Raw genomic sequence first — 25968 nt, 5'->3', positions numbered from 1 at the left:
ATCTGAGATCGTTTTTTTTATTATTATTTAGATTGTGCTTGATATTGTTTAAATTCTTTTTCCGAACAAAGGACAAAGTGTCCCGGCGTAACTTCACGGAACTCAACCTGCTCATTGTCCTGATAATTATGGCTTGCTGGATCATATGTTTTACGTTTGCGAGCCCGCTCACTGATCGGATCTGGAGCAGGAATCGCTGATAATAGTGATTGCGTATATGGATGAAGTGGATTTCGGTAAAGTTCATCTGACGGTGCAAGCTCAACCATTTTACCAAAATACATAACACCAATACGGTCACTGATGTATTTAACCATTGACAAGTCATGTGCAATGAACAGATATGTTAACCCTTTTTCATGCTGAAGCTTTTTCATTAGATTTACGACCTGCGCTTGAATCGATACGTCTAATGCTGAAATAGGCTCATCCGCAATAATGAACTCCGGTTGAACTGCCAGTGCACGGGCAATCCCAATTCGCTGCCGCTGACCGCCGGAAAATTCATGAGGATAACGATTGGCATGTTCCTTGTTCAATCCAACAGTTTCGAGCAATTCATATACCTTTTCCATTCGCTCCTGTTTTGATTTTGCCAACCCATGAATATCGATTCCCTCGGCAATAACGTCTGCTATTTTTAAGCGGGGATTTAATGATGCATATGGATCTTGGAAAATCATTTGCATCTTACGGTTGAATTGTTTAAGTTCTTTCTTGGATTTTTTCCCATGAACATTAACACCATCATAAAGGACTTCTCCACCTGTGGCATCGTATAGACGGATAATTGTCCGGCCTGTTGTAGATTTACCGCAGCCTGATTCACCCACAAGCCCCATTACTTCTCCTTGATAAATACTAAAGGAGACATTATCAACTGCTTTTACCTCATTAGGTTTGCCTTCATTAAAATATTGTTTTAAATTCTTTATTTCTAATAATTTTTTTCTTTCACTCATTTATTTTCCCACCTTTATACCAGGGAATTGACCTTGACGCCTTTTTACAGCCTCAGGCGGTTCCACCTTAGGAGCATCCGGATGCAATAGCCAAGTGGCTGCATAATGAGTATCAGACACCTTGAAAAATGGCGGCTCCTGTTCTAGGTCGATTTTCATCACATAAGGGTTACGGGGTGCAAATGCATCACCCTTTGGCGGATCTAATAAATCAGGTGGTGTTCCCGGGATTGAGTATAATTCCTCATCATCTGTTTCCATATCCGGCATGGAGCTGATCAATCCCCATGTATATGGGTGCTGCGGATTATAGAAAATTTCATCAGCGGTTCCAACTTCAACGATTTTGCCACCGTACATTACCGCAACACGGTCAGCAACATTCGCCACAACACCGAGGTCATGAGTGATGAAAATAATCGACGTATCGATTTTCTTTTGTAAGTCCTTCATTAACTCAAGAATTTGGGCTTGGATTGTTACATCTAATGCTGTAGTCGGTTCATCGGCAATCAAAACCTTAGGATTACAAGCCAAAGCTATGGCAATAACGACCCTTTGTCTCATGCCGCCAGAAAATTGATGCGGATACTGTTCCACACGAAGTTCAGGCTTAGGAATTCCGACAAGTCTTAACAGTTCAACAGCTCTTTCTTTAGCCGCACTTCTGCTCATATTTTGATGTTTAATAAGCGGCTCCATGATTTGGCTGCCAATTTTCATGGTTGGATTTAAAGAAGTCATTGGATCCTGGAAAATCATTGATATATCTTTTCCCCGAATTTTTTGCATTTCCTTATCCTTTAACTTGGCCAAATCCTTCCCATCGAAAAGAATTTGACCGCCTTTAATTTCTGAGTTGTGCTCAGGAAGTAAGCGCATAATTGATTTGGTTGTTACAGATTTTCCAGATCCTGATTCACCAACAATTGCTAATGTTTCACCTTTATATAAATCAAAGCTTACACCACGAATCGCCTTAACTTCGCCAGAAAATGTATGAAACGAAATATTTAAATCTTTAACTTCTAAAATTTTCTCCATTTACATCCACCTGCCTTCTAATCACGCATTTTTGGATCAAATGCATCACGTAATCCGTCTGCAACAAGGTTGAAGCATACCATGATTAACGCAATCAAAATGGAAGGAATAATCATTTGATACGGAAAAGCGATCATCGATTTAAAACCTGTATTAACCAATGTTCCTAAAGATGCATGAGGTTCTTGTAATCCTAACCCAATAAAGCTTAAAAAAGCTTCAAAGAAAATAGCATTCGGGATGGAAAACATCGTATTAATAATAATAACTCCAAACATATTCGGAATCATATGCTTAAAGATAATAGAAGCATCTGAAGCTCCTAGTGTTTTTGCAGCTAAAACGAATTCTTGACCTTTAAATTTTAATACCTGTGCACGTACAACACGCGCCATACTCGTCCACCCAGTAATGGTCAAGGCAATAATAATTGGGATAATCCCGGGCTTTAATACTAGAATCATTAAGACGACGATAATTAAGTTTGGTATTCCGACTATTACCTCGATGATTCTCTGCATAACGCTGTCAATCCGTCCGCCTAAATAACCGGATATGGCTCCATACGCTACGCCTATAACCATATCAATTAAGGCAGCCATAAAGGCAATAAATAATGATACTTGAGTACCCTTCCAAGCCCGTGCAAATTGGTCACGTCCTAGATTATCTGTACCAAACCAATAATAGGCATCAACCTTTCGCACCTCATATGCGTTGTACTCAGTTCCATCTCTCCTTGTCAAAGTTCCATCAAACGGAAGCCAATGAATATTTTCTAGCCCTTGAATACGCGGTGGCAGGTTATTATGTTTTGTGTTTTGCGTATCGTAAGCATATGGTGTAATCATTGGGCCAACAAAAGCCATTATGATTAAAATAAAAAGAATCACTATACTTACAACAGCACCTTTATTCTTACGGACCCTTAACCACGAATCCTGCCAGAAATTCAGGCTTACTTTGACAATCTTTTCACTTTTTGCTGGGTCAATATAAGCAGGAGCGAACATATCTTTTGAAACGGTTACGTTTTTGTTACTCATTTAGACTTCCCCCCCGATACACGAATACGCGGGTCGATAATTCCATATAGAATATCAACAATTAAGATAACGACAACAAACAGAACAGCAAATAAAATGTTCGTTCCCATAATAACTGGATAATCGTTCATATTTATGGATTTTACAAACTGCTCACCAATTCCTGGTATACCAAATATTTGCTCAATAACAAGCGAACCAGTCATTAAACTAACTGCTAATGGGCCTAAAACTGTAACAACTGGAATTAATGCATTTCTTAAGGCATGCTTAAAGCTAATCTGCCAGCGGCTAGCCCCTTTAGCTCTTGCCAAAGTAATATAATCAGACCCTAACACCTCAACCATTTCGGTACGCATAAAGCGTGCTGCTATCGAAATAGGAAACATTGCTAATGCAATAGTGGGAAGGATTGTATATTCAGGTCCTTTCCATAACATTACTGGAAGCCAGCCTAATTTAACTGAAATATAATACTGAAGCAATCCAGCAAAAATAAATGAAGGTATAGATTTACCCACAACTGCTACAAAAGTTGATGTATAGTCTATCCATGTATTTTGCTTTAGAGCAGCAAGTACTCCTAATAAAATACCAAAAATTGAACCAACTATCATAGCTTGCAAACCTAACTGAGCAGATGGTCCAAGACGATTTGCAATAAGTTCTGTTACAGGGGTATTATCAAATTGGAAGGAAACTCCTAAATCACCTTTCACCAAATTAATCATATAGTTAAAATATTGGACAGGCACGGGATCGTTTAAGCCATATTTATCCAGAAGGATATTACGCTGAACTTCAGTAAGCTTCTCGAAGTTATTAAAAGGACTTCCAGGAATTAGCTTCATGAGGAAAAAAGTAAGCGATGTTACGATAAATAGGGTAATTATCATATAGCCAACACGTTTTAATATATATTTAGCCATGCCTACACCTCCTAATTAGTTGAATTTTCGACATTTTACGACAATTAACATACAGGTAAAAAGAGAGTATATTGAAAAATATACTCTCTTTTTATTTGATTTGTTATAGTTACTTATCTAAGATTTTAATCCACTGGTAACTATAGTCAGGACCAAATGCATGGTGTGCGAAACCTTTAACTTTTGGATTGATCAAGATGTTTACAGAACGTTGATAAAGTGGTGCAATAGCTGCATCGTCCTCTAACAAGATCTTTTCAGCAGATTGAAGTGCTTTCCAACGCTCTTGTGGTTTAGCAACAAGGTCTTCGTTAGCTGCTTTGATTAGCTTATCAAATTCAGGATTACTATAACTCATATGGTTTTGTCCGCCGCCAGTTACCCAAAGATCCATGTATGTCATTGGGTCAGCATAGTCAGGTCCCCAACCGCCCATTAACAAATCATAATCTTCGGCATCTTCACGAGCAATTCGAATTTTAAATGGAACTGATTCAATTGTAATCTTTAATCCAGGTAGATTTTTCTCCAATTGGTCCTTAATGAAAGCATCAGTAACTTTTGATGATTCAGTATCTTGGCCAACATAAGTAAAGCTTACATCTTTAAGACCAGTTTCTGCAAGTCCTTTTTCCCAAAGCTTTTTAGCTTCTGCTTTATTAGATTTTAGGTAGGTTCCAGCAGTTTCGCGGAAATCTTTCCCATCTAAAAATGAGAAGCCTTTTGGTACAAGGTAATCAGCTGCAACTGAGCCGTTTGCTAATACATCTTCAACTAAAGCTTTTTTGTCTACAGATAGAGCAATTGCTTTACGGATATTAACATTTTTCAAAGCTGGGTTCTTTTCATTCATTTTCAACCACCAGATGGATGGCTCTTGGTAACGAAGTAAATCTTTTGCTCCTTCAAATTGTGAAAGGATTGCTGCTTGTGCAAGTTTTGGTGTAATATCAGCTTCGCCAGCAGTGTATGCATTTGCAGAAGCCTGTGGATCTTTAGATACGTTGAAATTAATCTTTTCTAACGTAACTTCTTTTGCATTCCAATAGTCTGCATTTTTTTCTAATACCCATTCAGTTCCTGTTGGGCCAGCCCACTTAGTCAATTTAAATGGACCATTGAAAAGTAAATGCGCAGCATCTTTTGCATAATCAGCACCTTGTTCTGTAACAAACTTTTCGTTTTGTGGGCTGAAAAGCGGGAATGTTAAGTATGATTCAATATATGGAAGAGCTCTTACTAGAGTAATTTCTAGAGTATTGTCGTCTAATGCTTTGATACCTAAATCTTCAAGCTTAGCTTTTCCCGCAACAATTTCAGAGGCATTTTTGATTTTACCTTCCATGAAATATGGACCATATGGAGAAGCTTGTTCTGGATTGATTGCACGTCTCCATGCAAATACAAAGTCATTTGCGGTAACAGGGTCACCGTTTGACCATTTTACATCTTTTTTCAATTTGATAGTGAGAACAGTTTTGTCATCATTATAAGTTGGCATGCCATCAGCGACACCAGGAATAACTTTTTGATCTGGATCTAAACGATATAGGCCTTCGTTTGTAGCATTAAGTGTTGTAAAAGCCAATACGTCTTGTGCCATAACGCTGTCCATTGTTGGAATTTCAGCAGATTCAAGAACGTTTAGTTCTTGTTTATCAGCTAATTTCTCAGTACCAGCATTATTTTTGCCTTCATTTTTACCAGTTTCTTTCTTATCACCGCCGCCGGAACATGCTGCTAAAAACATGCTAAGCACTAGCGATAACACTAAAAGTAGTGAAAGTTTTGATTTCTTCACTATGTAGACCTCCCTTTTCTATTATTCTGAAAAATTACTACATTCTCTATTATACATATTTTCATTCTCTTGTACATTACTTTTTGAAAATTAATTTACATTTTCAAGACAATCTTACGTATGAATTACAATTTACTATGTTATAATTTATATTTATAAAGGTTTTTTCGGGTTATAAAACCTTACATTACAACGTTTCGGAGGAATAAAAGTGAAATTTTCCCCTAATAAAAGTGTAATATTGGTAGCGTTTACACAGCTTTCCATTTTCATTTTATCCTTTATTTTTTACGGCGAAATTTCTATTGTTAGCTATATCAATATATCTTTTTATATCTCATTTGCTCTTCTCCTTTCTTTTTTTCTCATTTTTACCATTCAAAGTGGTTTTTATGATGCGATTTTCAAGTCCTTCAACTTTGTACTATCGTTTAGGACTAATAAACGGAGATTCGAGGATGTTCCCGGTTTATCAGAACTTGTCACGATTAATAAAAATCCCTTCCTTTTTTATGCAATTATAAATGGCCTTTTTATGGTCATTGCCCTTGTTGTTTATTATGTTTTACTGACTTGAAATGAAATATGTAAATCATTTATAATGGGAAATAATTAAATAACAGTAAAAAAGCATTGAAAAAGAGTAGTACGTATCGTCCTTTGTTTTAGAGAGTTTGTGGGTGGTGGAAACAAACACAAAGAAATACGGAATGGACTTTGGAGCTTCTTTCTGAGCCTTTATAAGAGGAAAAGTAAGAGTAGACGTTCCCCGCGTTAAAGGGTTTTAAAGTGACTCATTTTTTTGAGTAATTAGGGTGGTACCGCGAGCCATTCGTCCCTATCTTTGGGGATGAATGGCTTTTTTTATCTATTTGTTTAGGAGGATTATTTATGAAAACAATATTTTCGGGAATTCAGCCAAGTGGAACAATTACACTTGGTAACTATATTGGTGCACTTAAGCAATTCGTGGAGCTGCAGAATGAATATAATTGCTACTTCTGCATCGTTGACCAGCATGCAATAACTGTCCCGCAAGATCCCGCAACTTTGAGAAAGAACATCCGCAGCTTGGCTGCCTTGTATATTGCAGTAGGAATCGATCCGGAAAAAGCGACATTATTTATCCAATCAGAAGTTCCCGCTCATGCTCAAGCCGGATGGTTAATGCAATGCGTGTCCTATATCGGGGAATTGGAGCGTATGACCCAATTTAAGGATAAATCAGCAGGAAAAGAGGCTGTATCTGCAAGTTTATTAACCTACCCTCCATTAATGGCCGCAGATATTTTATTGTATAATGCTGACCTTGTTCCAGTAGGAGAAGACCAAAAACAACATTTAGAGCTTACACGTGACCTTGCCGAAAGATTCAATAAAAAATATAGAGAAATACTCACGATACCAGAAGTGCGCATTCCGGAGGTCGGTGCCCGTATTATGTCCTTGCAGGACCCGACTAAGAAAATGAGCAAATCCGATCCGAACCAAAAAGCATTCCTTGCATTGCTTGATGACCCAAAACAAATTGAAAAGAAAATTAAAAGTGCTGTGACCGATTCAGAAGGAATTGTTAAGTATGACAAAGAAAATAAACCAGGTATTTCAAACCTTTTATCCATATACACTATCTTAGGAAATAAGACTATTGCTGAACTTGAAGAGATGTACCATGGAAAAGGGTATGGGGACTTTAAGGGTGATTTGGCCAATGTTGTTATTAATGCATTTAAACCAATCCAAGATAAATACTATGAATTAATGGAATCAAATGAATTAGATGAAATATTAGACCTTGGTGCAGAGAAAGCAAATAAAATTGCAAGCCTTACCTTAAAGAAAATGGAAAATGCAATGGGTCTTGGAAGAAAGCGCAAATAGTAAAAAAGCCTGAACCGCAAAAGGAATGAATTATATTCCTTTTGGGCCAGGCTTTTAGTTTACCTTTGGACCGTGTTCCATTTCCCAAAGCTTCTCAAAAAATGGCTGTCCCTTTATTAAATTTTCACAAAAGATTTCGTGTTTTTTAGACCAGCCAAATTTGATTTCTTCATAAAGTTGTTCCCAGGCATCAGCAAAATTCAGTTCTTGGATTGTTTGGTAGCGTTCTGGGCACCACTCAGTAAACCAATAACGAATCTCCGCTTCATTATTCGATGAAAACAACTGATCTAAAGCCATAAACAGAAGCTGCTTTATCTGCCGTTCTTTTCTTGTCAAGCCCAGCATTAACGTAGGCTCTGGAGAAAGAATATGGAAGTCCTTTTTGCTCGACTGATTATAAAATACAAATTCTTTTGGTTCATGATTGCTGATCATTTCGTACACGAGCTGTTCCTGTCTTGGTATTAACCGGCTTTTTCGAATCGGAATATTATAGCCAATCGTATCAACAGCAAGAATTCCTACCCCATCGGTTACCACAAAGCAGTAATCCAATTGGATCCGTTCATGGTTTTTTCTTAAATACGCTTTTTGAAAAATATCATCTAGAAGCTGTTGTGGCAATTCAGATAAATCATTTTCAATATAGTTAAAAAGAATTGGCTCCACTTTTAGCAGCGGTACTTGGTCAAGTAGTTCAACTCCGTCATCCTTGCGCCATTCGTGGAAGTGGCAGACATTATAACCGTTTTCTTCTCCTTCAAACCAATTCACCCATACATCATGAAGATATAACATTGTATAATCCCTCACTTCAAGAAACTGTTTGTCAATCAGTATGGGCAGGCTACAGTTAAATTATTCCTTTATATACATTTTGCTCCTTTGCATTTATATTAATAGTAATTTTGACCTAAAAAATTTTGTTATCACTTTATTGTTTAGAGCAATATATATTAAAAGATATACATATGCTATCAGTCCTGTTGATTTCCGCTCCGGGCACTCGCTTTCCGCGGGGAGGTCCTGGAGCCTCCTCGGCGCTATTGCGCCTGCGGGGTCTCCAGTGACCTCTATATCCCGCAGGAGTCGAGTGCCCTCCGCTCCAATCAACAGGGAGCCAAGTTAACTATCACATTCACTCTTGCTAGACTCTTTTAGCATAAATTTTGATTTCACCGCTTATTTTTATTATTTAATTGTAAGTTGAAGTTCTTGGTTGAATACACTCGTTGATTGGAGCGGAAGGCGCGAAGACTCCTGCGGGAGTACGGGGCAGGGGAGACCCCGCAGGAGCTTTAGCGACGAGGAGGCTCCCCGGCACGCCCGCGGAAAGCGAAGCGCCTGGAGCGCAAATCAACGAACCTGTTGAAAAGCCTACTTATTAATATATCGAAAGTTCTTCGAATGCATAAAAAAATCTACCATGTCTTAATGGTAGATTTTTATCTTCTTGATTTAGGGTTGAAAGCGTCTTTTAGGCCTTCTCCGATAAAGTTGATGGACAGGATGGTCATGGTGATGATGAGTGCTGGTGGCATCCATATCCAGAGCTTAAATTGAAGCACATCAGGTTCATTTGCTGAATTCAGCATATTTCCCCAACTCGGCGTTTCTTGCGGAACACCAAATCCAAGGTAACTCAATGCTGATTCAATAACAATCATTGAGGCAAATGTGATGGTCGCCTGAACAATGATTGTTGACAAAACGTTAGGCAACAGATGTTTAACAATTACCTTTGCCGGTGAGCAGCCGATGGAAACTGCTGCAATGATATATTCGTTTTCTTTTTCGGCAAGAATCTTACTGCGGACAATCCGGGCAATACCTCCCCAATACAGAAGACTGATAACCGCAATTAACACCCATAGTCCACTTACTTTACCAAAGAAAATAGCATTAATAACAATAACAAAAACCAAGAACGGAAAGTTTAAGATAAAATCAGTAAATCTCATTAACAGATTATCAACTGCTCCGCCAAAATAACCTGCCACAGAGCCGACCAATGTCCCAATAAAAATAACAAAAAGCGTACAGCTTAATCCAACCAATAGCGAAATCCTTCCGCCATAAAGCAGTCTTGTAAACACATCCCGGCCTGATTTATCTGTTCCAAGCCAGTGTTTACTTGAAGGCTCTAACGACATTTCTCCAATATTTACCCTCGTTATATCCGCCGTCGTGATATAAGGGGCCAAAAAGGAGATAATCGCAACAATAACTAAAAAAATGAAACTAATCATTGCAAGTTTATTCTGAACGAACTTTTTTCTGGCGATTGCCCAAGGAGATATGCTCTTATTCGGGGGTGGTGCCGATATATTGGTATCCTTTTGTGTAACAATTTGCATCTTTTCTCCCCCTTTAATCTAACCTGATTCTCGGGTCTACAACACCATATAAAACATCAGCAACCAGGTTTCCGATTAGTGTTAAGAATGAGAACAACATGGTCAATGTCATTAAAACTGGATAATCCCTTGTTCCAACTGATTGCAGGAATAGCTGTCCAAGACCCGGATATGTAAATATTGTTTCCGTAATGATGGCACCGCTAATAATCGCAACAAGGTCAAATCCCAAAAAGGTAATCAAAGGAATAATCGAATTCCTTAAAATGTGAACATTATAAATTTTTCTTTCAGGCGTCCCTTTAGCGCGTGCCGTACGAACAAAATCCTTACGACTGTTTTCGATAATATCGTTACGTAAAAATTGTGTATAACTTGCTGTACTTAATAAACCTAGTACAATGGCTGGCAACAATACATGATGGAGGCGGCTTAACCAATATTCCAATGTCCCATCAGTAACCCCGATATCAACTGATCCATTGGAAGGAAACCATCCTAAAGTAAAGGAAAATAAGTATATCGCAAATACACCGGCGATAAACGATGGAATGGATAAACCTAAATAGTTTAATCCTCCTATAAAGTTATCACCAAATGTATACGGTTTTCGACCTGCATATGATCCCATAAAGAAAGCGAGAATATAAGTTATAAGTATGGATGTAATACCTAGCATAAGGGTATTAGGAAGGCGTTCGGATATAACATCTGCCACAGGAATTTTAAAGCGGGTTGACTTGCCAAAATCCCCCTGGACAAAATTTTCGATCCAGCGTAAATATTGCTGAGGCATCGGATCATTATAGCCCAATTTTTCCCTCATCTCAGCGATATATTGAGGATCAGTATTCCGTGGGTCGATTTCTCCACTGATGCCGTCACCCGGCATTAATTTTGCTAAAGTAAAAACGACGATGGAGATGAGGAATAACATTGGAATCATGCCCAAAATTCTTCGAAATGAGTACTTCAGCATGTGCATTCTCCTTGTCTATAACTATGTTAAATACATTGTTGCAATTACCTTTCTATTAACTGGGAAAGTCATCGGACGATTCTCTGGCCGTCTTCTGATGACTCATCCCAGTAGAAATCAAAAGGCTTTCGTTTTTCAAAAGGTTAAGGCATTTAGCATAGTTTAATGCTGTTAATCTGCTGCTATTATTGCTTAATCCACCATTCATTTGGACGGTTCATACCAGATACATCGAATTTAACGCCATTTACACGCTTGCTGACTGCCATTGTTTCTTCAAGTTCAGCAATCGGTAAAACTGGAAGGTCCTTCATGAATAGCTTTTGCCATTGGACATATAGATCTTTACGTTTGTTGTTATCAGTACCAACAACATTAATGTCAAGAGCTTCATCTAATAGCTTATCGCTTTCTGGATTTACCCAGCGAGGATAGTTCCAAAGAGCCTTAGATCCCCAAAGTGGAGTTGGGTCTGGATCGGCACCAGTTGACCAGCCGCCGAAGAATACTTCCATGGACTTATCCGCTTTTTCAAGCTGATCGTAGTAAAGGTTGAAGTCAACCATAGAAACCTTTGTCTTTAAGCCAACTGCTTCCCAATATTGTGCCATTGCTTTCGCACGTGCTTCAAATGTTGGGTTTTGTGTTGCATAGTGAGAGAAGTTCACAACAAATTCCTTACCATTTGGATCTTCACGGAAGCCATCGCCGTTTACATCCTTATATCCTGCTTCATCTAACAATGATTTTGCTTTCTTCGGATCATATTTGTATTGCTCTAATTGATCATTCGGTGCTGCAATCCAGTGGTTAGTTGGAATTGGCCGGTTAACTGGCTTACCTACGCCGAAGAAGAACGCTTTAACCCACTCTTCACGGTTAATTGCGTAGTACATCGCTTCACGAAGCTTCTTTTCTTGGTATTTCGGTTCGTTCATGACGTTCTTTTCGCCATCCCAAGTACCTAAGCGGAAACCAACATAGTAGAAGCTTACACCTGGGTAAGTGATGGTATTTACATTATCAAGCGCTTTTACTTGATCGATAATGCTTGGGTGGAATGAAGTCATGTCAAGTGTACCGTTTTTAAGTTCGCCGACAGATAGAGATGGGTCAATTACTTTTACAACTAACTTTTCAATATGCGGTTTGCCGCCAAAGTAATCATCGAAGCGTTCCATTTCAACGGACTCACCTGGAACGATTTTTGTTACTTTAAATGGTCCAAGACCTACTGGCTTAGTGCGGACTGTTTCAGCGCTCATCATATCTTTAACAGCTACACCTTTAAAAGCAGTACGGTTCATTGGGTATGTCCAAAGATTATCCAGGTTGTTTACGCGTGCTTTGTCAAAAGTGATTTGGATATGATAATCGTCAGTAACTTTAATACCTTCGATTTTGTCAGTTTTTCCATCATGGAAATCCTGGGCGCCTACGATGTTTCTTACGTTATCGAAACGAGGGCCTTCATAATCTTTGTCAGCGATCGTGTATAGTGCGAATTCCCAGTCCTTCACTGAAAGTTCGTCACCATTATGCCATTTAACACCTTTTTTGATTTCAAAATCAAATACTTTGTTATCGGAAGTTTTCCAGGAAGCAATATGGGGCTGTGCTTTTAATTGCGCATCATAGTCAATTAAATTTTCGTCAAAAAGATCGATTACTTGAGCATCAACTGCATCGCCATAGAAGGAATAGTTAAATACTCCTTTTGGAGAAGAATCAAGCGCATATACTAATGTACCGCCATCTTGAGGTTTATCTGCAGTTTCACCAGATTTCCCTCCGTTTTCTTCTTTCTTAGTACCGGCTTTTTCGCCGCCGGAGCATGCTGCTAAAAATGCTGATAATACGAGCATTAAAGCTGCAAGCCAGAGCATACTTCTCTTCTTCATTTGTTTCCCCCCTAAATAAGTTTTACTGCTTTGGTAGATGTCCAGCTTCAGCGCCTAGGGGCTCGGGGTCATAAGCCAATCCATCAAGAATGCTAAAAAGCAGCATTCTCGCCGGCTCGTCTTATGCCTGTCGCCCCTGGTCAAGGCGCTTCCGCTTTTCTACTAATAAAGGTGGCAAGCTACTCGGTGAGAAGGCTTCACCTCCTTTAAAACAGGTTTGCTTTTAGAACATTCCTCCATTGCCATTGGGCAGCGAGGATGGAATGGACAGCCTGCAGGAGGATTGATTGGGCTTGGCACATCTCCGGTTAAAATGATCCGCTCCTTCTTATGCCGTGGATCCGGATTTGGTATCGCGGAAATTAATGCCTGGGTATAAGGGTGCAAGGGTTCGGCATAAAGGCTATTTTTATCGGAAATTTCTACCATATTCCCTAAATACATAACCCCAATGCGATCACTCATATGTTTGACAACACTTAAATCGTGAGCAATAAAAAGAAAAGTCAGGTCAAATTCTTCCTGTAAATCCTTTAATAGATTTAATACTTGAGATTGCACGGATACGTCTAAAGCAGACACCGGTTCATCCGCTATTATCAATTTCGGGCGCAGCGCAAGGGCTCGGGCAATTCCAATCCGCTGGCGCTGCCCGCCAGAAAATTCATGCGCATATTTATAATAGGCATCTGGCGGCAAGCCTACCTTTTCTAAGAAATCCATTACTTCATTTTTTAATTCAGATTTGCTTTTTTTGTGAAAGTTATAGATTGGTTCGGCAATAATATCCCCAACCATTTGCATCGGGTTCAAAGAAGCATAGGGATCCTGGAATACCATCTGCATATCTTGACGGATTTCCCGTAAATGTTTTCCGGAAATTTTCGTAATGTCTTTTCCGTCAAACAGAATACTGCCTTCCGTTGGTTTTAGCAGTCTTAAAATGGTCCTGCCCGCCGTGGATTTTCCGCAGCCGGATTCCCCTACAAGCCCTAGCGTTTCCCCCTTTTTAATCTCAAAGGATATATTATCAACCGCTTTGACATGGCCGACAGTCCGCTTAAAAAAGCCACCTTTAACAGGATAATAGGTTTTTAGATTTTGAATTTGTAATAGTGTTTCAGATTGAGAGGAAATTGCTTCTTGGTTGTTATGTACAGAAGTAGTTCTCATTACCTCACCCCTTCTCTGGGTTTACTTGTTTCATAGAGCAGGCAGGCAACTTCGTGGCCAAAATAGGTTTCAGCGAGAATTGGGGTTGTTTTCAGACATTCTGGCATCGCCTTTGGACAGCGGTTCGCAAACCGGCAGCCGACCTTAGGCATATTCGTTAAAGAAGGTACGATTCCTTGAATGGAGCTAAGTCTTTCTTCCTCTTGTTCCATTTTTGGAACCGCTCCCAAAAGTAAAGTCGTATAAGGATGCTTCGGATGATAGAACAATGTTTCAACATCAGTTCGTTCAACGATTTTGCCGGCATACATAACGATGACTTCGTCACACATCTCGGCAACCACACCCAAATCGTGGGTAATTAAAATGACGGACATATCATTTACTTCCTGAATGCTTTTCAATAATTCGAGAATTTGTGCCTGAACCGTCACATCAAGGGCTGTAGTCGGCTCATCAGCAATTAACAATTTTGGCTGACAAGCAATCGCGATTGCAATCATAACCCGTTGTCTCATACCGCCTGAAAGCTGATGCGGATACTCATCAACGATTTTTTCTGGGCGGGAGATTCCTACGCTTTTCAACAGAGCAATAGATTTCTGCCTAGCTTCTTTTTTTGATATTTTCGTATGGTTAAAAAGAACCTCTTCAAGCTGATATCCTATTGTAAAAACAGGGTTTAGAGAGGTCATTGGTTCTTGGAAGATCATTGAAATATCTTTTCCGCGAATTTTATTGATTTGTGCTTCAGTCATTTTTTCAAGATTTATGCCATCAAAAACGATTTCACCGGCATTGATTTTCCCTATCCCTTTAGGAAGCAGCTGCATGACCGACAAACTCATGACAGATTTACCGCAGCCTGATTCACCGACAACTCCGACAATTTGCCTCGGTTTAACCTTAAATGAAACATTATCGACAGCATTATAGAAAGTCCCGTCAATATCAAAGGCTGTTTCTAAATTTTTTACTTCTAGCAATGGTGCCTCTTTGAGTAATGATTTATTTGCGCTCATGCTACACCTTCTTACTTTTTTGTATTATTCTGTTAATTAGTTATATTTAAATAGAATTTTATTACAGAATTATTGCAATTGCAAGACTTTTTTGTTTAATTGGTCAATTCTGAATTAACTGAAATAGAAAGAGCCTGAAAAATCAGGCTCTACCTGGAAAAATCAATGTTTTCTTTTAAATATTTTGAAGCAGGCTGCGTAAAACTTAGTTTTGTAGAATAATTTTGTTTCTCGTAGAATTTTCGGATAATATTATATCCTGCAGCATATCCGAGCAGCAGCGGAAATCTTCCCCCGCCATATAGAAGTTCATCATGAAGTTTTTGATTTTTACTAATATCTAGCTGTTTTTTTATATAACGATCCCAAAAATAAGAGATTTCCCTATCTGTATACATACGGCACCAGTTTGCTAAATATTCCTTGCCACAATGTTTATAGACAGCATATTCCGCAAGGCCCTCTATGATAAGGGAGTCCAAAAGGGTGTATTCTTTAAAATCTTTATTAAGTGCACGAAGCCTGCAGACATGATGATATTCATGTACAAATAAAGCTTCTACTTCTTTTAAATCTTCGTAGCCGGAAAGAAACAGGAACATCTTATCAGGGAAAGATACCCCTGCCTTCCGCCTCTCATCTCTCCTAATAAATAACCCTCCTCTCTCATTTAACGGGAAAAGGAAAATGGGTATATTCGGTCCTGACCATTTCTTTACATAGATATTGAACAATTCTTCCACCCTGTCCCAGGCGTTGTATTCCTTCATTTCACTTAAATTATTTCGGGATTTCCAGGATGGCCGGTACATTCCAAAGTTTTGCAGCTGGTTATATATTTCATTGGCTTTTTGCCCCTTAAAATATGGGAGCAGCCGTTCACAGATTTTTATTGGACGATCAAAATCTTTTTCAAGCCATTGATCGGTTCTGATGATCCCCATTATTGCACCCCATTTAAGTGTTCATTCTAATTTATAGTTTATGATGGCTTTTTAGGGGTGGTTCTCGGTTGTCAAGGCGCTGTAACATAAAAAGAAAAGAGACCAAGATATTCTCGGTCCCCATTTCGTATTATTGATATTTTTTAAAGACAATGGTTGCGTTGTGACCGCCAAATCCTAATGAGTTGCTCATGGCAGCGTTGATTTCTTTTGGTCGTGCTGCATTGACAACATAATCCAAGTCACATTCCGGATCTGGTGTCTCATAATTCATTGTTGGCGGAAGAATGCTCTCCTGAATAGCCCTAACGGTAATAATGGCTTCTACCGCCCCTGCAGCGCCAAGTAAATGTCCCGTCATCGATTTTGTTGAACTCATGGCTACCTTATAGGCATGTTCTCCAAAAACATCTTTAACAGCCATTGTTTCAAATTTATCGTTATATTCAGTACTTGTTCCGTGAGCGTTGATATAGTCGATATCCTCCGGTCTCAACCCGGCATCTTCGATTGCCATTTTCATTGCCCGGGCACCGCCTTCTCCTCCTGGCGCCGGTGCAGTGATATGATAGGCATCTCCGGTTGCTCCGTAACCGACAATCTCTGCATATATTTTTGCTCCGCGGGAGAGCGCATGCTCTAACTCTTCCAGAATAACGATTCCGGCACCCTCACCAATAACGAAGCCATCACGGTTTTTATCAAATGGACGGCTGGCCGTTTTTGGATCCGGGTTTGTCGATAAAGCTGTATTCGCACAGAAGCCTGCTACCGCCATTCTCGTAATCGGAGCCTCTGCACCGCCTGTTACCATGACATCGGCATCCCCGCGTTGAATGACTTTAAATGCATCCCCAATGGAATTTGTCCCTGTCGCACAAGCGGTAACGGTACACGAATTAAAACCTCTGGCGCCAAGTGTGATGGAGACCTGGCCTGTGGCCATGTCAGGAATCATCATCGGCACAAAGAACGGGCTGACCCGCTTGTAGCCTCTTTTTTGGAACATCTCAAATTGATTTTCAAAAGTTTCCATGCCGCCGATACCGGAACCAATCCAGACGCCGACACGGTGAGAGTTTTCTTCATTTATTGTTAAGTTTGCATCCTTTACAGCCATTAATGCACTGGCTACTGCATAATGCGTAAAACGATCCATTTTTCTTGCATCTTTTTTGTCAATAAAAGTTTCCGCATTAAAATCCTTGACCTCTGCCGCTACCTTTGCCGGATATTCATCAGCATTTAAGCGGGTCAGCGGCCCGACCCCTGATTTGCCTTCAATTATGCCTTTCCAAGTTGTTTCAGCATCATTCCCGAGTGGTGTTACCGCTCCAATGCCTGTCACAACTACCCTGCGTCTATTCATTTTTACAGCTCCTTTTTTAGGATTTCATTTTCCCTATAAATAAACCTTCTTCTATTATTAGCTAAACTTACGATTATTTGCCCCAGCGGATGGCAATGGCTCCCCATGTTAGGCCGCCGCCAAATCCAACCATCACGATTAGATCATCGTCTTTTAATTTTCCTGCTTCCAACTCTTCAACTATCGAAATTGGAATCGAAGCCGCTGAAGTATTACCGTATTTATGAACCGTTTTGGACATTTTTTCAACAGGCAGCTCCAATCTTTGTCTTGAGGCCTCCATAATCCTGATGTTCGCTTGGTGTGGAATCAGAAAATCTACGTCTTCTTTGCTTAAACCTGCTTTTTCAAGGACATTTATACAGCTTTCTCCCATTTGCCTTACCGCAAATTTAAATACTTCACGGCCATTCATAATGATATATTCGTCCTGGTACAAGTGCTTCGCTCCTGTACCATCTGCTCCAAGCTCAAAAGAAAGGATTCCCCTGTTTTCTGATACTGGTCCAATGATTGCAGCACCGGCCCCATCTCCAAAAAGAACTGCCGTATTACGGTCATTCCAGTCGGTAATTTTTGAAAGCTTTTCGACTCCTACAACAAGGACATTTTTATAAACTTCAGACTCAATAAATTGTTTGGCTGTCACAATTCCATACATAAAACCTGCACATGCAGCGCTGACATCCATTGCAGCGGCTTTATGAGCACCTAATCTTTCTTGGATTTTACATGCGACTGACGGGAAAGGTGTATCCGGAGTTACTGTTGCTACTAAAATTAAATCTAGATCCTCCGCACGTATTCCTGCATCACTAATTGCTTTTTCAGCTGCAAAAAAGGCCATATCAGACGTATTTACATCATCTGCTGCGATTCTCCGCTCTTCAATACCTGTTCTTGTGCGAATCCATTCATCAGAGGTATCCATCATTTTCTCTAAATCAAAGTTGGTAACCACTTTTTCCGGTAAATATCTTCCAATACCAACAATGCCTGCTCGCATAATTCCATCTCCTTTGGATTATCCAAATACATTTAATATCAATTATTATGACTTGGTACTAATTTTATCAAATTAGAGCTTTGTTTAGCAATAGTTTCTTCCGGGATCTCTCCGCTAATGTACATTCCATTTATTGGCTTATTCATAAGGTAATACTAAACGAATTATTTTTGAAGGGAGTCAAATATGCTGTGGACGATCGGGAACTTAATGAACTGAGGGATTTTGGTAATGAAGAGGCGGAAGACTTTGACGGTTTAGCCAACCATGATGGAACAGAGGAGAAGTGGGAGGAGGATCCATTCACGGCATTAATGTTCGGACATGGACGGGGGCGTCAGGGCCAGGGGACGGTCCAACATGATCCTCTTTTCCAGCACCAGCAATATCAGCCGCCGAATATTGATTACACGGAGATTATGGGGCATGTTGATACTTTAATGGAATCTGCCCGGGGATTAAAGCCCCTGTTTCAGAAAATTTATCCGTTTGTCGAACAGCTTTGGAAAAAAAAATAAAGCTGCCTTCCAAAAGGGCAGCTTTATCCATAATTAAGGCAGATTGCCGGAATTTTTATAGGTCTCGATATAACTATCCATTTTATGGATAAAGCCCTTGTCTACTAAAGGACTGTATTTGCCTAGTGAAATGACATCATCTTGAAAATCAAAGGAAAGATTCCCCGACTTTAGTTTCTGGTTATTAAACTGGTCGGCCACCTTAACGTACAATTTATCGACCTGTTGAATCGTGCTGGTTAAGACCGTTGATTCTCCAAAATCCGATTGTTCAGAAACATAACCAATCACATATTGCCCTCGGTCTTTTACTCTTTCTATCACGGGTACGTTAAATCCATCCCCGGCAGGATAAACGACATCCACACCGGTATCAAGCATTCGATCAACTAATTGGATGGCTTTATTATCATCATCCCAATTGCCGACATACTCAATACTTACATGGGTATTTTTATCCTCCGCCATAGCTCCTTGGTAAAACCCTTCGATTTCCGGCTGCCATTCATAGGCGGCCAGGACACCTACTTTATGCTGCTTTGACATATGGGCTGCAACCATCCCCCCAAAAAAGCCCATCGCATGCCCCTTGAAGTTCAGGCTGGTGGAGTTGGGTGTTTTGGCATCACCATTAAAACTGACAAAGTGAATATTAGGATAATCCTTTGAAATTTCATTAAAATATTGAGCGTATTCCGACCCGTGCCCGAAAATAAGATTGACACCTTTTTGATCAAACTCTTTTACGGCCTTTTCCACTTTGTCCTCAGAATTCATGCCCTCTTTATAAAATACATCGATATTAAATTTGGATTGAATTTTTAACAGTCCATTAAATCCTTTCGTGGCCCACACTTGATCATTTACGGTATCGGGCACTAATAAGCCAGCCTTTTGCAGGTGGCCTTGTGCTTTTGTTTCCCCGCAAGCACTTAGTAAAAAAAGGCATAAAAAAATGATGCCGAAGCGGCTAAGCATTGAATGCAACTCCTTCATACGGCGGCCTAGCTCTCAAACCTAAACTAAACTAACCTTTTAGTAAATCTTGTTAATTATTATTCTACCTGTTCAATAAATAATTGAAAAGTAAATTTCTTCTCTTCCCCCGTACAAAGGAGCCTATCGGCCATCATTTTCAAAATAATCGAGATACAGCATCCGAGTATGCTGCTTTTGTCTGTTCAGTGATTCAGTTAAATCAGTTATCTTTTTAACCGGCACTCTTACCGCATTATGGTCAGAGAGATGCGGCACTATCCGACTTTTGAGCTGTTCCCACTGTTCCGTAATATTTAAATATGTGACACATTTATCCCAATAATTCTCCTGACCGCTTTCCACAATAAATGACCCTGATTCCTCTCCTTCAATCAGTTCAAGTATAGATTCAGCAGCATCTTCAACATATACTGCATCTTCAGTCCATTCCCTATCATTAATTGAAATGGCTATATCTGTAATGGCCGCAACAATGGCTTGTTGTATAAAAAAAGCGTTTGGCTGCCAAGGTCCGTAAGCGGAAGGCAGGTATATAATTTTGAAGTCTTCCACCAGGTTTTTTATCTGCCTTTGAAAATCTAAAACAGCAGTTTCCTCGTTCGTTTCCAACATTTGCATAGGCAAAATAAAAAGTACCTCTATATTCCCATTATATTTTTTAAGATAATCCAATATTGTTTCTCTAACTTGCACATTTAATAAGAGATGTTCTTGACGGAGCATGTAAAGATCATAAATAGAAAAAATAAACAGTTGGTTTTCAGCTGATCGGTTCTGTATTTTTTTTCTCCATTGTGAGAAGGAGTACTCGGCAAAATTAGCATTTCTTCCCACTTCAAGCCTTTTTTCATCTAAATAAGGGATTTTGCTTGTATCCTCTAAATGGATACCGTCAACCTCAATGCCTTTATTTAATAACGTTTTACAGACGTGAAAATTGACAAAGTCCAAAACGCCCCAAATGACAGCCTTGTCCATTTCATCACCCTCCCCAAACTACCCTTACTGAATCCTATGCTCTTCAATAAGGAATTATTTCACTTGAGGAGGGATGGTCACAAGACCGATTCGTGGCTGCTTAGAAATTTAACACATATTTTACCTAGCTGTTGCTTTTTTTCAAGAAGAATAAACATTGGATTTATATTTGAGGGTCCGAGGATCTGTTGATATTGTTTCGATTGGTTATAGGATCTGCCGCCTGCCAAAATGTGGATGATTTGAATAGGGCAGTCGTAATTAAGATTTACCGTATCGTCCATTTTAGAAATGGCGCTTTCAAGTTCCTGCTGATTTGTTTGATAGGCTGCAACTAATTCCCTGATTAACTTTTTATAAAAAAATTTATGTTCCTTTTCTTGCTGGAGATGATGTTTTAACGAAAGCACAGGATTTAGGAGGATAACCGATCTGATGTTGTCTTTCATTTTCTCCATTAATTTTAGAGCAACTAGCGCGCCCATGCCCTCTGCCAAAATATGAATTTTTTGATTAAGAATTTCACTTCGAATGACATGCTGATACAAGCTTTGCGCAAGCTCAACCGCATGATCACTGCCCCAGTTCCGCCCATAAAGATTCGAGGAAAAAATGGTGTACCCTTTTTCTTTTAAATCGTTGATTATGATTTGCTTTCCTTCATTTTGAGTCCAAAAGCTTTTACTCTCGTCCACAAAATGCCGTTCATCTCCGATTACTAAGACCCCAAACCCGGTTGGCTTTTCAGGATAATAAATAATATTCCATTGGGAATCCATTTGAAAACACCGACATTCCATAGATAAAACTCCTTTTTCCATATTTCCTCATGATAATGTATGTCATTTCACAAAAGATGAATGGGGCATTGCCTATTTTTTATTTGTAAAAGAAACCCTTTCATTAATTTCATATCATGTGGTAATATAAGATAGGATGTAAAATAGGCAGGTGAAAAAATATGCGTTTCTTTTGGACTTTTTTCTGGGCTTTTCTTTTAACAGAAATGCTTACATATGTAGTCAGCTCGATGTCCGGTGCGGCATTTGATTTCAAGCTTGGTGCCATTTTATCTGTAGGAATTACCATTTTAATTTTCGTTATTTCGACAGTTATTCCAAATGAGCCTGTTGAAAAACACTAAGACTTTTTAAAAAAGGTCCTCCCCCAATTGGAGGACCTTTTTTAATTCGATGGCTTTTATGAAAATATTTTTAAATCCACTGCCCCGTCTTCAACTGTAATCTCGACGTTTGTCCCATCATGAATTTTTCCTGCAATAATGTCACGAGCAAGCTTTGTTTCAAGATTTCGCTGAATATAACGTTTCAGCGGTCTTGCCCCGTATACAGGATCAAAGCCATGTGCGGCGATGAATTCCTTCGCTTGTTCATCAATCGTAATATCGATTTGTTTCTCTTTTAACCTTGCCTTAAGCTCTTTTAAAAGCTTGACGACAATATTCTTAATATCGGCCATAGACAACGGCTTAAAGAGAATCGTTTCGTCTATACGATTTAAAAATTCCGGCCGGAAGTGTGCTCTCAGAAGATTCAACACTTTTTCTCTCGTTCCTTCTGAGATTTCTTGTTCATTTTCATTTCGTTCGAGTAAAATGTGTGACCCTATATTAGATGTCATAATAATGACTGTATTTTTAAAGTCAACAACCCGGCCTTGGGAATCTGTAATTCGTCCATCATCAAGTGCCTGCAGGAGGATATTGAATACTTCAGGATGCGCCTTTTCAATTTCATCCATCAATATTACCGAATACGGTTTTCGACGGACTGCTTCCGTTAATTGGCCGCCTTCCTCGTAACCTACGTAGCCGGGAGGTGCACCAATAAGACGTGAAACAGCATGCTTCTCCATATACTCCGACATATCAATCCGGATCATATGCTCTTCACTGTCGAATAAGCTTTCTGCCAGCGCCTTCGCAAGTTCTGTTTTACCAACTCCTGTCGGGCCTAAAAACAAAAATGAACCAATTGGTCTGTTCGGGTCTTTAATCCCCGCGCGTGCCCTTAAAACAGCGTCAGCAGTTAAACCTACTGCTTCATCCTGTCCGATGACCCTTTCGTGCAGGATTGATTCCAGTCTTAAAAGCTTTTCCCGCTCACCTTCGACAAGCTTGGAAAGCGGAATCCCTGTCCATCTTGAAACAATATTGGAAATCTCTTCTGCAGTTACTTCTTCACGTAGAAGCCGGTCGTCACTTTCAGCTTTTTCTTCAAGTGCCAATAGCTCTTTCTCCGCAGCTGGGATGAGACCGTGACGAAGCTCTGCTGCCTTGTTTAAATCATATTTATCTTCTGCCTGCTCCAGTTCGCGGCGAAGTTTTTCAATTTGCTCCCGTTTTTCCTGTAATTTATTAATGGTTTGTTTTTCCTCAAGCCACTTCGCCTTCATAGCATTTGTCTGTTCCTTCAAATCTGCCAACTCTTTTTGCAAGGCGCGGAGTCTTTGTTTACTAACCTCATCCTGCTCTTTTGTTAACGCCGCTTCTTCTATTTCCAATTGCATTACCCGGCGGGTCACTTCATCCAGCTCAGTTGGCATGGAGTCAATTTCGGTCCGAATCATAGCACACGCTTCATCGACAAGGTCGATTGCTTTATCCGGCAAAAAGCGATCCGTAATATAGCGGTCAGAAAGGACAGTAGCAGCGACCAAGGCCTGGTCGTGAATTTTGACCCCATGATGGACTTCAAACCGTTCCTTTAATCCCCGTAAGATAGAGATTGTGTCTTCGACATCCGGTTCTTGAACAAGGACCTGCTGAAATCTCCGTTCAAGTGCAGGGTCTTTTTCAATATATTTACGGTGCTCATCAAGTGTGGTTGCCCCGATACAATGCAGCTCACCCCGGGCCAGCATTGGTTTTAACATATTTCCGGCATCCATCGCTCCATCAGTTCTTCCCGCACCTACAATCGTGTGGATTTCATCGATAAATAGCAATATTTGCCCTTCACTTTTTTTAATTTCATTCAAAACTGCCTTTAATCTTTCTTCAAATTCACCTCTAAATTTCGCACCAGCAATCAGTGAACTCATATCCAAGGCAAAAATAGTCTTATCCTTCAAGCCTTCTGGTACATCTTTTCTAACAATCCTTTGGGCCAATCCTTCAACAATGGCGGTTTTCCCTACACCAGGCTCACCAATTAGAACGGGATTATTTTTGGTTTTCCTTGAAAGAATGCGGATAACATTTCTTATTTCTGTATCTCTGCCAATGACAGGGTCCATTTTCCCAGCTCTTACTTCTGTTACAAGATCCCGCCCGTATTTTTTTAAAGCATCATATCCCGCTTCAGGATGTTGTGTTGTCACCCTTTGATTCCCCCTTATTTCTTTTATAACCTTTAAAAGATCTTCCGAGGTGCGGCCAAATGAATGAATAATTGTTTTCAATTCCGTATCGTTCGCGTTTGCTGCAGCAAGCAGAATATGCTCGATGGATAGATATTCATCAGCGAATTTTGCCGCGTATTCTTCAGCACTTACCAATAATTTTTGCAGTTTGGCTGTGATATAAAGCTTTCCCTGTTCAATTCCACTTCCGGTTACCTGCGGTTTCTTGGCAAGAGCCTTAATCAAACTGTCTTCAGTTTTTTTAGCGGAAATCCCGGCCCTTTCCAAAACGGATGCAGCAAGACTGTCATCTTGGTTTAAAAGCGCTAATAACAAATGGGGCTCTTCTATTTCTTGGTGGCTATATTTAATGGCGATACTTTGAGCATCCATTAAACCATTCTGCATCCGCTCCGTCATTCGGTTTAAATCCATGAGTTTTCACACCCTTTGACCTTTTTTGACCTATTACTTATATTATAATTCATCCTTCATTTAAAAGTAAAATTTGAAAGAGCCATCCGGTTCCGGACAGCTCTTTCAACAAATTTATATTAATCATGGCTTTCTCTGGTAAGTCCATACACGGTCATCATTTGAGTTCTCCGGAAATCTGTCGCCGGCTTTTAACTTTATTTTTTTCGGATTGACTACGTTATCGCCTGTATCCCCAACTTCAATATAAACACCATTATTCGGTGCTTTTTTTCCCGGCCCGAATTGACGGCTTTGTCCCATGTTTTTCCCTCCTTATCTATTTCGATTTTATTATTCCCTTTAAGCCTTGGTTCATTAAAGGAAGTTCCTTCAATTTTACAAGGTTCGACAATATTTCCTAAGAAATATTGCTTTGTACCCAAATTTTGACGATTATATGAACTTATCCATCCATTTATTGCGATTGATTCATTATAAACAATATAATTACAGTAATATCTAGTAAATTTTTACTGAGCGATTCATCGCTTTTAAGTTCCCATTAAAAGGGGGTATCGGCATGCAGTCCATTAAAGAAATGCCTGTCACATTGTCGCGTCTTTTCGAAACAGTACAACATACAAAGAAAATGGAGAAAGGCTCCTTTCTGTTTCAAGAGGGAATGCCAGCAAATGAGCTATATATTGTTAAAAGCGGGATTCTTCATGTTAGTAAAATTATTCCTGATGGTAGAGAGCTTACCTTAAGGATGTGTTCAAGCGGAGATTTTGTGGGGGAATTACATTTATTCTCCCCTCAGCCAAAATATCTGTTAAGCGGACGAATTATTGAAAGCGGTGAAGCGGCGGTAATAAAGAGAGAGTTTCTGGAGGAAAAATTATCGCAAAATCTTCCTCTTTCATTTGAATTCATTCAATGGATGAGCCTTCAATACCGAAAAACTCAAACAAAATTTCGCGACTTGGTTTTACACGGAAAAAAAGGCGCCTTATATTCAACCTTAATTCGAATCAGCAATAGTTTTGGTGTCAAAACGAACAAGGGCATCCTGATTGAATTGCCTTTAACCAATCAGGAACTGGCTAATTTCTGTGGAACCTCCAGGGAGGTTGTCAATCGACTATTGGCTGACTTAAGGAAGACAGGGGTTATTTCCATAAATAAAGGCACAATCACCATTCATGACATTGATTATTTAAAAAATGAAATTGATTGCGAAGATTGCCCTGAGGATATTTGCAGGGTAGATTGAAAT

The 25968-nt window shown here is 39.6% G+C and carries 23 protein-coding genes and 1 other annotated feature; of the genes, 4 read left to right on the top strand and 19 right to left on the bottom strand.

The annotated features are described in order from the left end of the window. Positions 1 to 23 precede the first annotated feature (23 nt). The 5 genes from ACZ5B7_RS08455 to ACZ5B7_RS08435 form a co-directional block, all read right to left on the bottom strand. Complete coding sequence (locus ACZ5B7_RS08455) at positions 24 to 962, bottom strand: ABC transporter ATP-binding protein (protein WP_464493428.1); 939 nt, start codon at positions 960 to 962, stop codon at positions 24 to 26. Then, positions 963 to 2006, bottom strand: a complete 1044-nt coding sequence (locus ACZ5B7_RS08450) for an ABC transporter ATP-binding protein (protein ID WP_464493427.1) — start codon at positions 2004 to 2006, stop codon at positions 963 to 965. Between the two features lie 17 nt (positions 2007 to 2023). Continuing rightward, entirely contained in the window at positions 2024 to 3052 is a 1029-nt protein-coding gene (gene opp3C / locus ACZ5B7_RS08445; RefSeq protein WP_464493426.1) for an oligopeptide ABC transporter permease, read from the bottom strand. After that, entirely contained in the window at positions 3049 to 3981 is a 933-nt protein-coding gene (gene opp3b / locus ACZ5B7_RS08440; protein WP_464493425.1) for an oligopeptide ABC transporter permease, read from the bottom strand. The genes opp3C and opp3b overlap by 4 nt, the downstream gene beginning before the upstream one ends. A gap of 109 nt (positions 3982 to 4090) precedes the next feature. Next, positions 4091 to 5782 carry a peptide ABC transporter substrate-binding protein gene (locus tag ACZ5B7_RS08435; protein WP_464493424.1) on the bottom strand — a complete coding sequence of 564 codons (1692 nt, stop codon included), beginning with the start codon at positions 5780 to 5782 and terminating at the stop codon, positions 4091 to 4093. A gap of 624 nt (positions 5783 to 6406) precedes the next feature. Further along, positions 6407 to 6625 (top strand) — a binding site (T-box leader). Positions 6626 to 6673: 48 nt separating this feature from the next. Here ACZ5B7_RS08435 and trpS point away from each other — a divergent pair. Beyond that, positions 6674 to 7663, top strand: a complete 990-nt coding sequence (trpS, locus tag ACZ5B7_RS08430; RefSeq protein WP_213141005.1) for a tryptophan--tRNA ligase — start codon at positions 6674 to 6676, stop codon at positions 7661 to 7663. A gap of 54 nt (positions 7664 to 7717) precedes the next feature. On the opposite strand, the gene ACZ5B7_RS08425 is transcribed toward trpS, so the two are convergent. From ACZ5B7_RS08425 to ACZ5B7_RS08385, 9 genes are all read right to left on the bottom strand, one after another. Then, on the bottom strand, positions 7718 to 8464 hold the full coding sequence (locus tag ACZ5B7_RS08425; RefSeq protein WP_213141006.1) for a YjbA family protein: 747 nt from the start codon (positions 8462 to 8464) through the stop codon (positions 7718 to 7720). A 647-nt stretch (positions 8465 to 9111) separates the two neighbouring features. Beyond that, positions 9112 to 10023, bottom strand: a complete 912-nt coding sequence (gene opp4C, locus ACZ5B7_RS08420) for an oligopeptide ABC transporter permease (protein WP_464493423.1) — start codon at positions 10021 to 10023, stop codon at positions 9112 to 9114. A 13-nt stretch (positions 10024 to 10036) separates the two neighbouring features. Next, positions 10037 to 11002: an oligopeptide ABC transporter permease gene (opp4B, locus tag ACZ5B7_RS08415; protein WP_378580880.1), complete on the bottom strand. Its 966-nt coding sequence runs from the start codon at positions 11000 to 11002 to the stop codon at positions 10037 to 10039. 185 nt (positions 11003 to 11187) lie between these two features. Beyond that, on the bottom strand, positions 11188 to 12903 hold the full coding sequence (gene opp4A, locus ACZ5B7_RS08410; protein WP_423801501.1) for an oligopeptide ABC transporter substrate-binding protein: 1716 nt from the start codon (positions 12901 to 12903) through the stop codon (positions 11188 to 11190). A 162-nt stretch (positions 12904 to 13065) separates the two neighbouring features. Further along, positions 13066 to 14076 (bottom strand): ABC transporter ATP-binding protein, encoded by a 1011-nt coding sequence (locus tag ACZ5B7_RS08405; RefSeq protein ID WP_464493422.1) that lies wholly within the window; start codon positions 14074 to 14076, stop codon positions 13066 to 13068. Then, positions 14076 to 15098, bottom strand: coding sequence for an ABC transporter ATP-binding protein (locus ACZ5B7_RS08400; RefSeq protein ID WP_464493421.1), 1023 nt, complete (start codon positions 15096 to 15098; stop codon positions 14076 to 14078). The genes ACZ5B7_RS08405 and ACZ5B7_RS08400 overlap by 1 nt, the downstream gene beginning before the upstream one ends. A gap of 149 nt (positions 15099 to 15247) precedes the next feature. Further along, positions 15248 to 16042 (bottom strand): DUF2268 domain-containing putative Zn-dependent protease, encoded by a 795-nt coding sequence (locus tag ACZ5B7_RS08395; protein WP_464493420.1) that lies wholly within the window; start codon positions 16040 to 16042, stop codon positions 15248 to 15250. Between the two features lie 130 nt (positions 16043 to 16172). Continuing rightward, positions 16173 to 17411 carry a beta-ketoacyl-ACP synthase II gene (fabF, locus tag ACZ5B7_RS08390; RefSeq protein ID WP_464493419.1) on the bottom strand — a complete coding sequence of 413 codons (1239 nt, stop codon included), beginning with the start codon at positions 17409 to 17411 and terminating at the stop codon, positions 16173 to 16175. Positions 17412 to 17484: 73 nt separating this feature from the next. Beyond that, entirely contained in the window at positions 17485 to 18417 is a 933-nt protein-coding gene (locus ACZ5B7_RS08385) for a beta-ketoacyl-ACP synthase III (RefSeq protein WP_213141014.1), read from the bottom strand. Positions 18418 to 18608: 191 nt separating this feature from the next. On the opposite strand from ACZ5B7_RS08385, the gene ACZ5B7_RS08380 reads away from it, so the two are divergent. After that, positions 18609 to 18935: a hypothetical protein gene (locus tag ACZ5B7_RS08380; protein ID WP_464493418.1), complete on the top strand. Its 327-nt coding sequence runs from the start codon at positions 18609 to 18611 to the stop codon at positions 18933 to 18935. Positions 18936 to 18968: 33 nt separating this feature from the next. Here the strand turns inward: ACZ5B7_RS08380 and ACZ5B7_RS08375 are convergent, their stop codons facing one another. The 3 genes from ACZ5B7_RS08375 to ACZ5B7_RS08365 form a co-directional block, all read right to left on the bottom strand. After that, positions 18969 to 19913, bottom strand: coding sequence for a BMP family ABC transporter substrate-binding protein (locus ACZ5B7_RS08375; protein ID WP_464493417.1), 945 nt, complete (start codon positions 19911 to 19913; stop codon positions 18969 to 18971). Between the two features lie 141 nt (positions 19914 to 20054). Further along, positions 20055 to 20912 carry a Rossmann-fold NAD(P)-binding domain-containing protein gene (locus ACZ5B7_RS08370; RefSeq protein ID WP_464493416.1) on the bottom strand — a complete coding sequence of 286 codons (858 nt, stop codon included), beginning with the start codon at positions 20910 to 20912 and terminating at the stop codon, positions 20055 to 20057. 77 nt (positions 20913 to 20989) lie between these two features. Further along, complete coding sequence (locus tag ACZ5B7_RS08365; protein ID WP_464493415.1) at positions 20990 to 21712, bottom strand: serine aminopeptidase domain-containing protein; 723 nt, start codon at positions 21710 to 21712, stop codon at positions 20990 to 20992. 161 nt (positions 21713 to 21873) lie between these two features. Between ACZ5B7_RS08365 and ACZ5B7_RS08360 the strand changes: the two genes are divergently transcribed. Beyond that, positions 21874 to 22056 (top strand): YjzD family protein, encoded by a 183-nt coding sequence (locus ACZ5B7_RS08360; RefSeq protein ID WP_213141324.1) that lies wholly within the window; start codon positions 21874 to 21876, stop codon positions 22054 to 22056. 56 nt (positions 22057 to 22112) lie between these two features. On the opposite strand, the gene clpB is transcribed toward ACZ5B7_RS08360, so the two are convergent. After that, complete coding sequence (clpB, locus tag ACZ5B7_RS08355; RefSeq protein ID WP_464493414.1) at positions 22113 to 24710, bottom strand: ATP-dependent chaperone ClpB; 2598 nt, start codon at positions 24708 to 24710, stop codon at positions 22113 to 22115. 123 nt (positions 24711 to 24833) lie between these two features. Then, positions 24834 to 25013, bottom strand: coding sequence for a YjzC family protein (locus tag ACZ5B7_RS08350; RefSeq protein WP_213116628.1), 180 nt, complete (start codon positions 25011 to 25013; stop codon positions 24834 to 24836). A 259-nt stretch (positions 25014 to 25272) separates the two neighbouring features. Between ACZ5B7_RS08350 and ACZ5B7_RS08345 the strand changes: the two genes are divergently transcribed. Continuing rightward, positions 25273 to 25965, top strand: coding sequence for a Crp/Fnr family transcriptional regulator (locus tag ACZ5B7_RS08345; protein WP_464493413.1), 693 nt, complete (start codon positions 25273 to 25275; stop codon positions 25963 to 25965). The last annotated feature ends 3 nt before the right edge of the window (positions 25966 to 25968 follow it).

The organism is Neobacillus sp. S1115 (assembly GCF_055385565.1).
The sequence above is the reverse complement of the archived record's forward strand: the minus strand, read 5'-3'. Positions and strand labels throughout refer to the sequence as shown.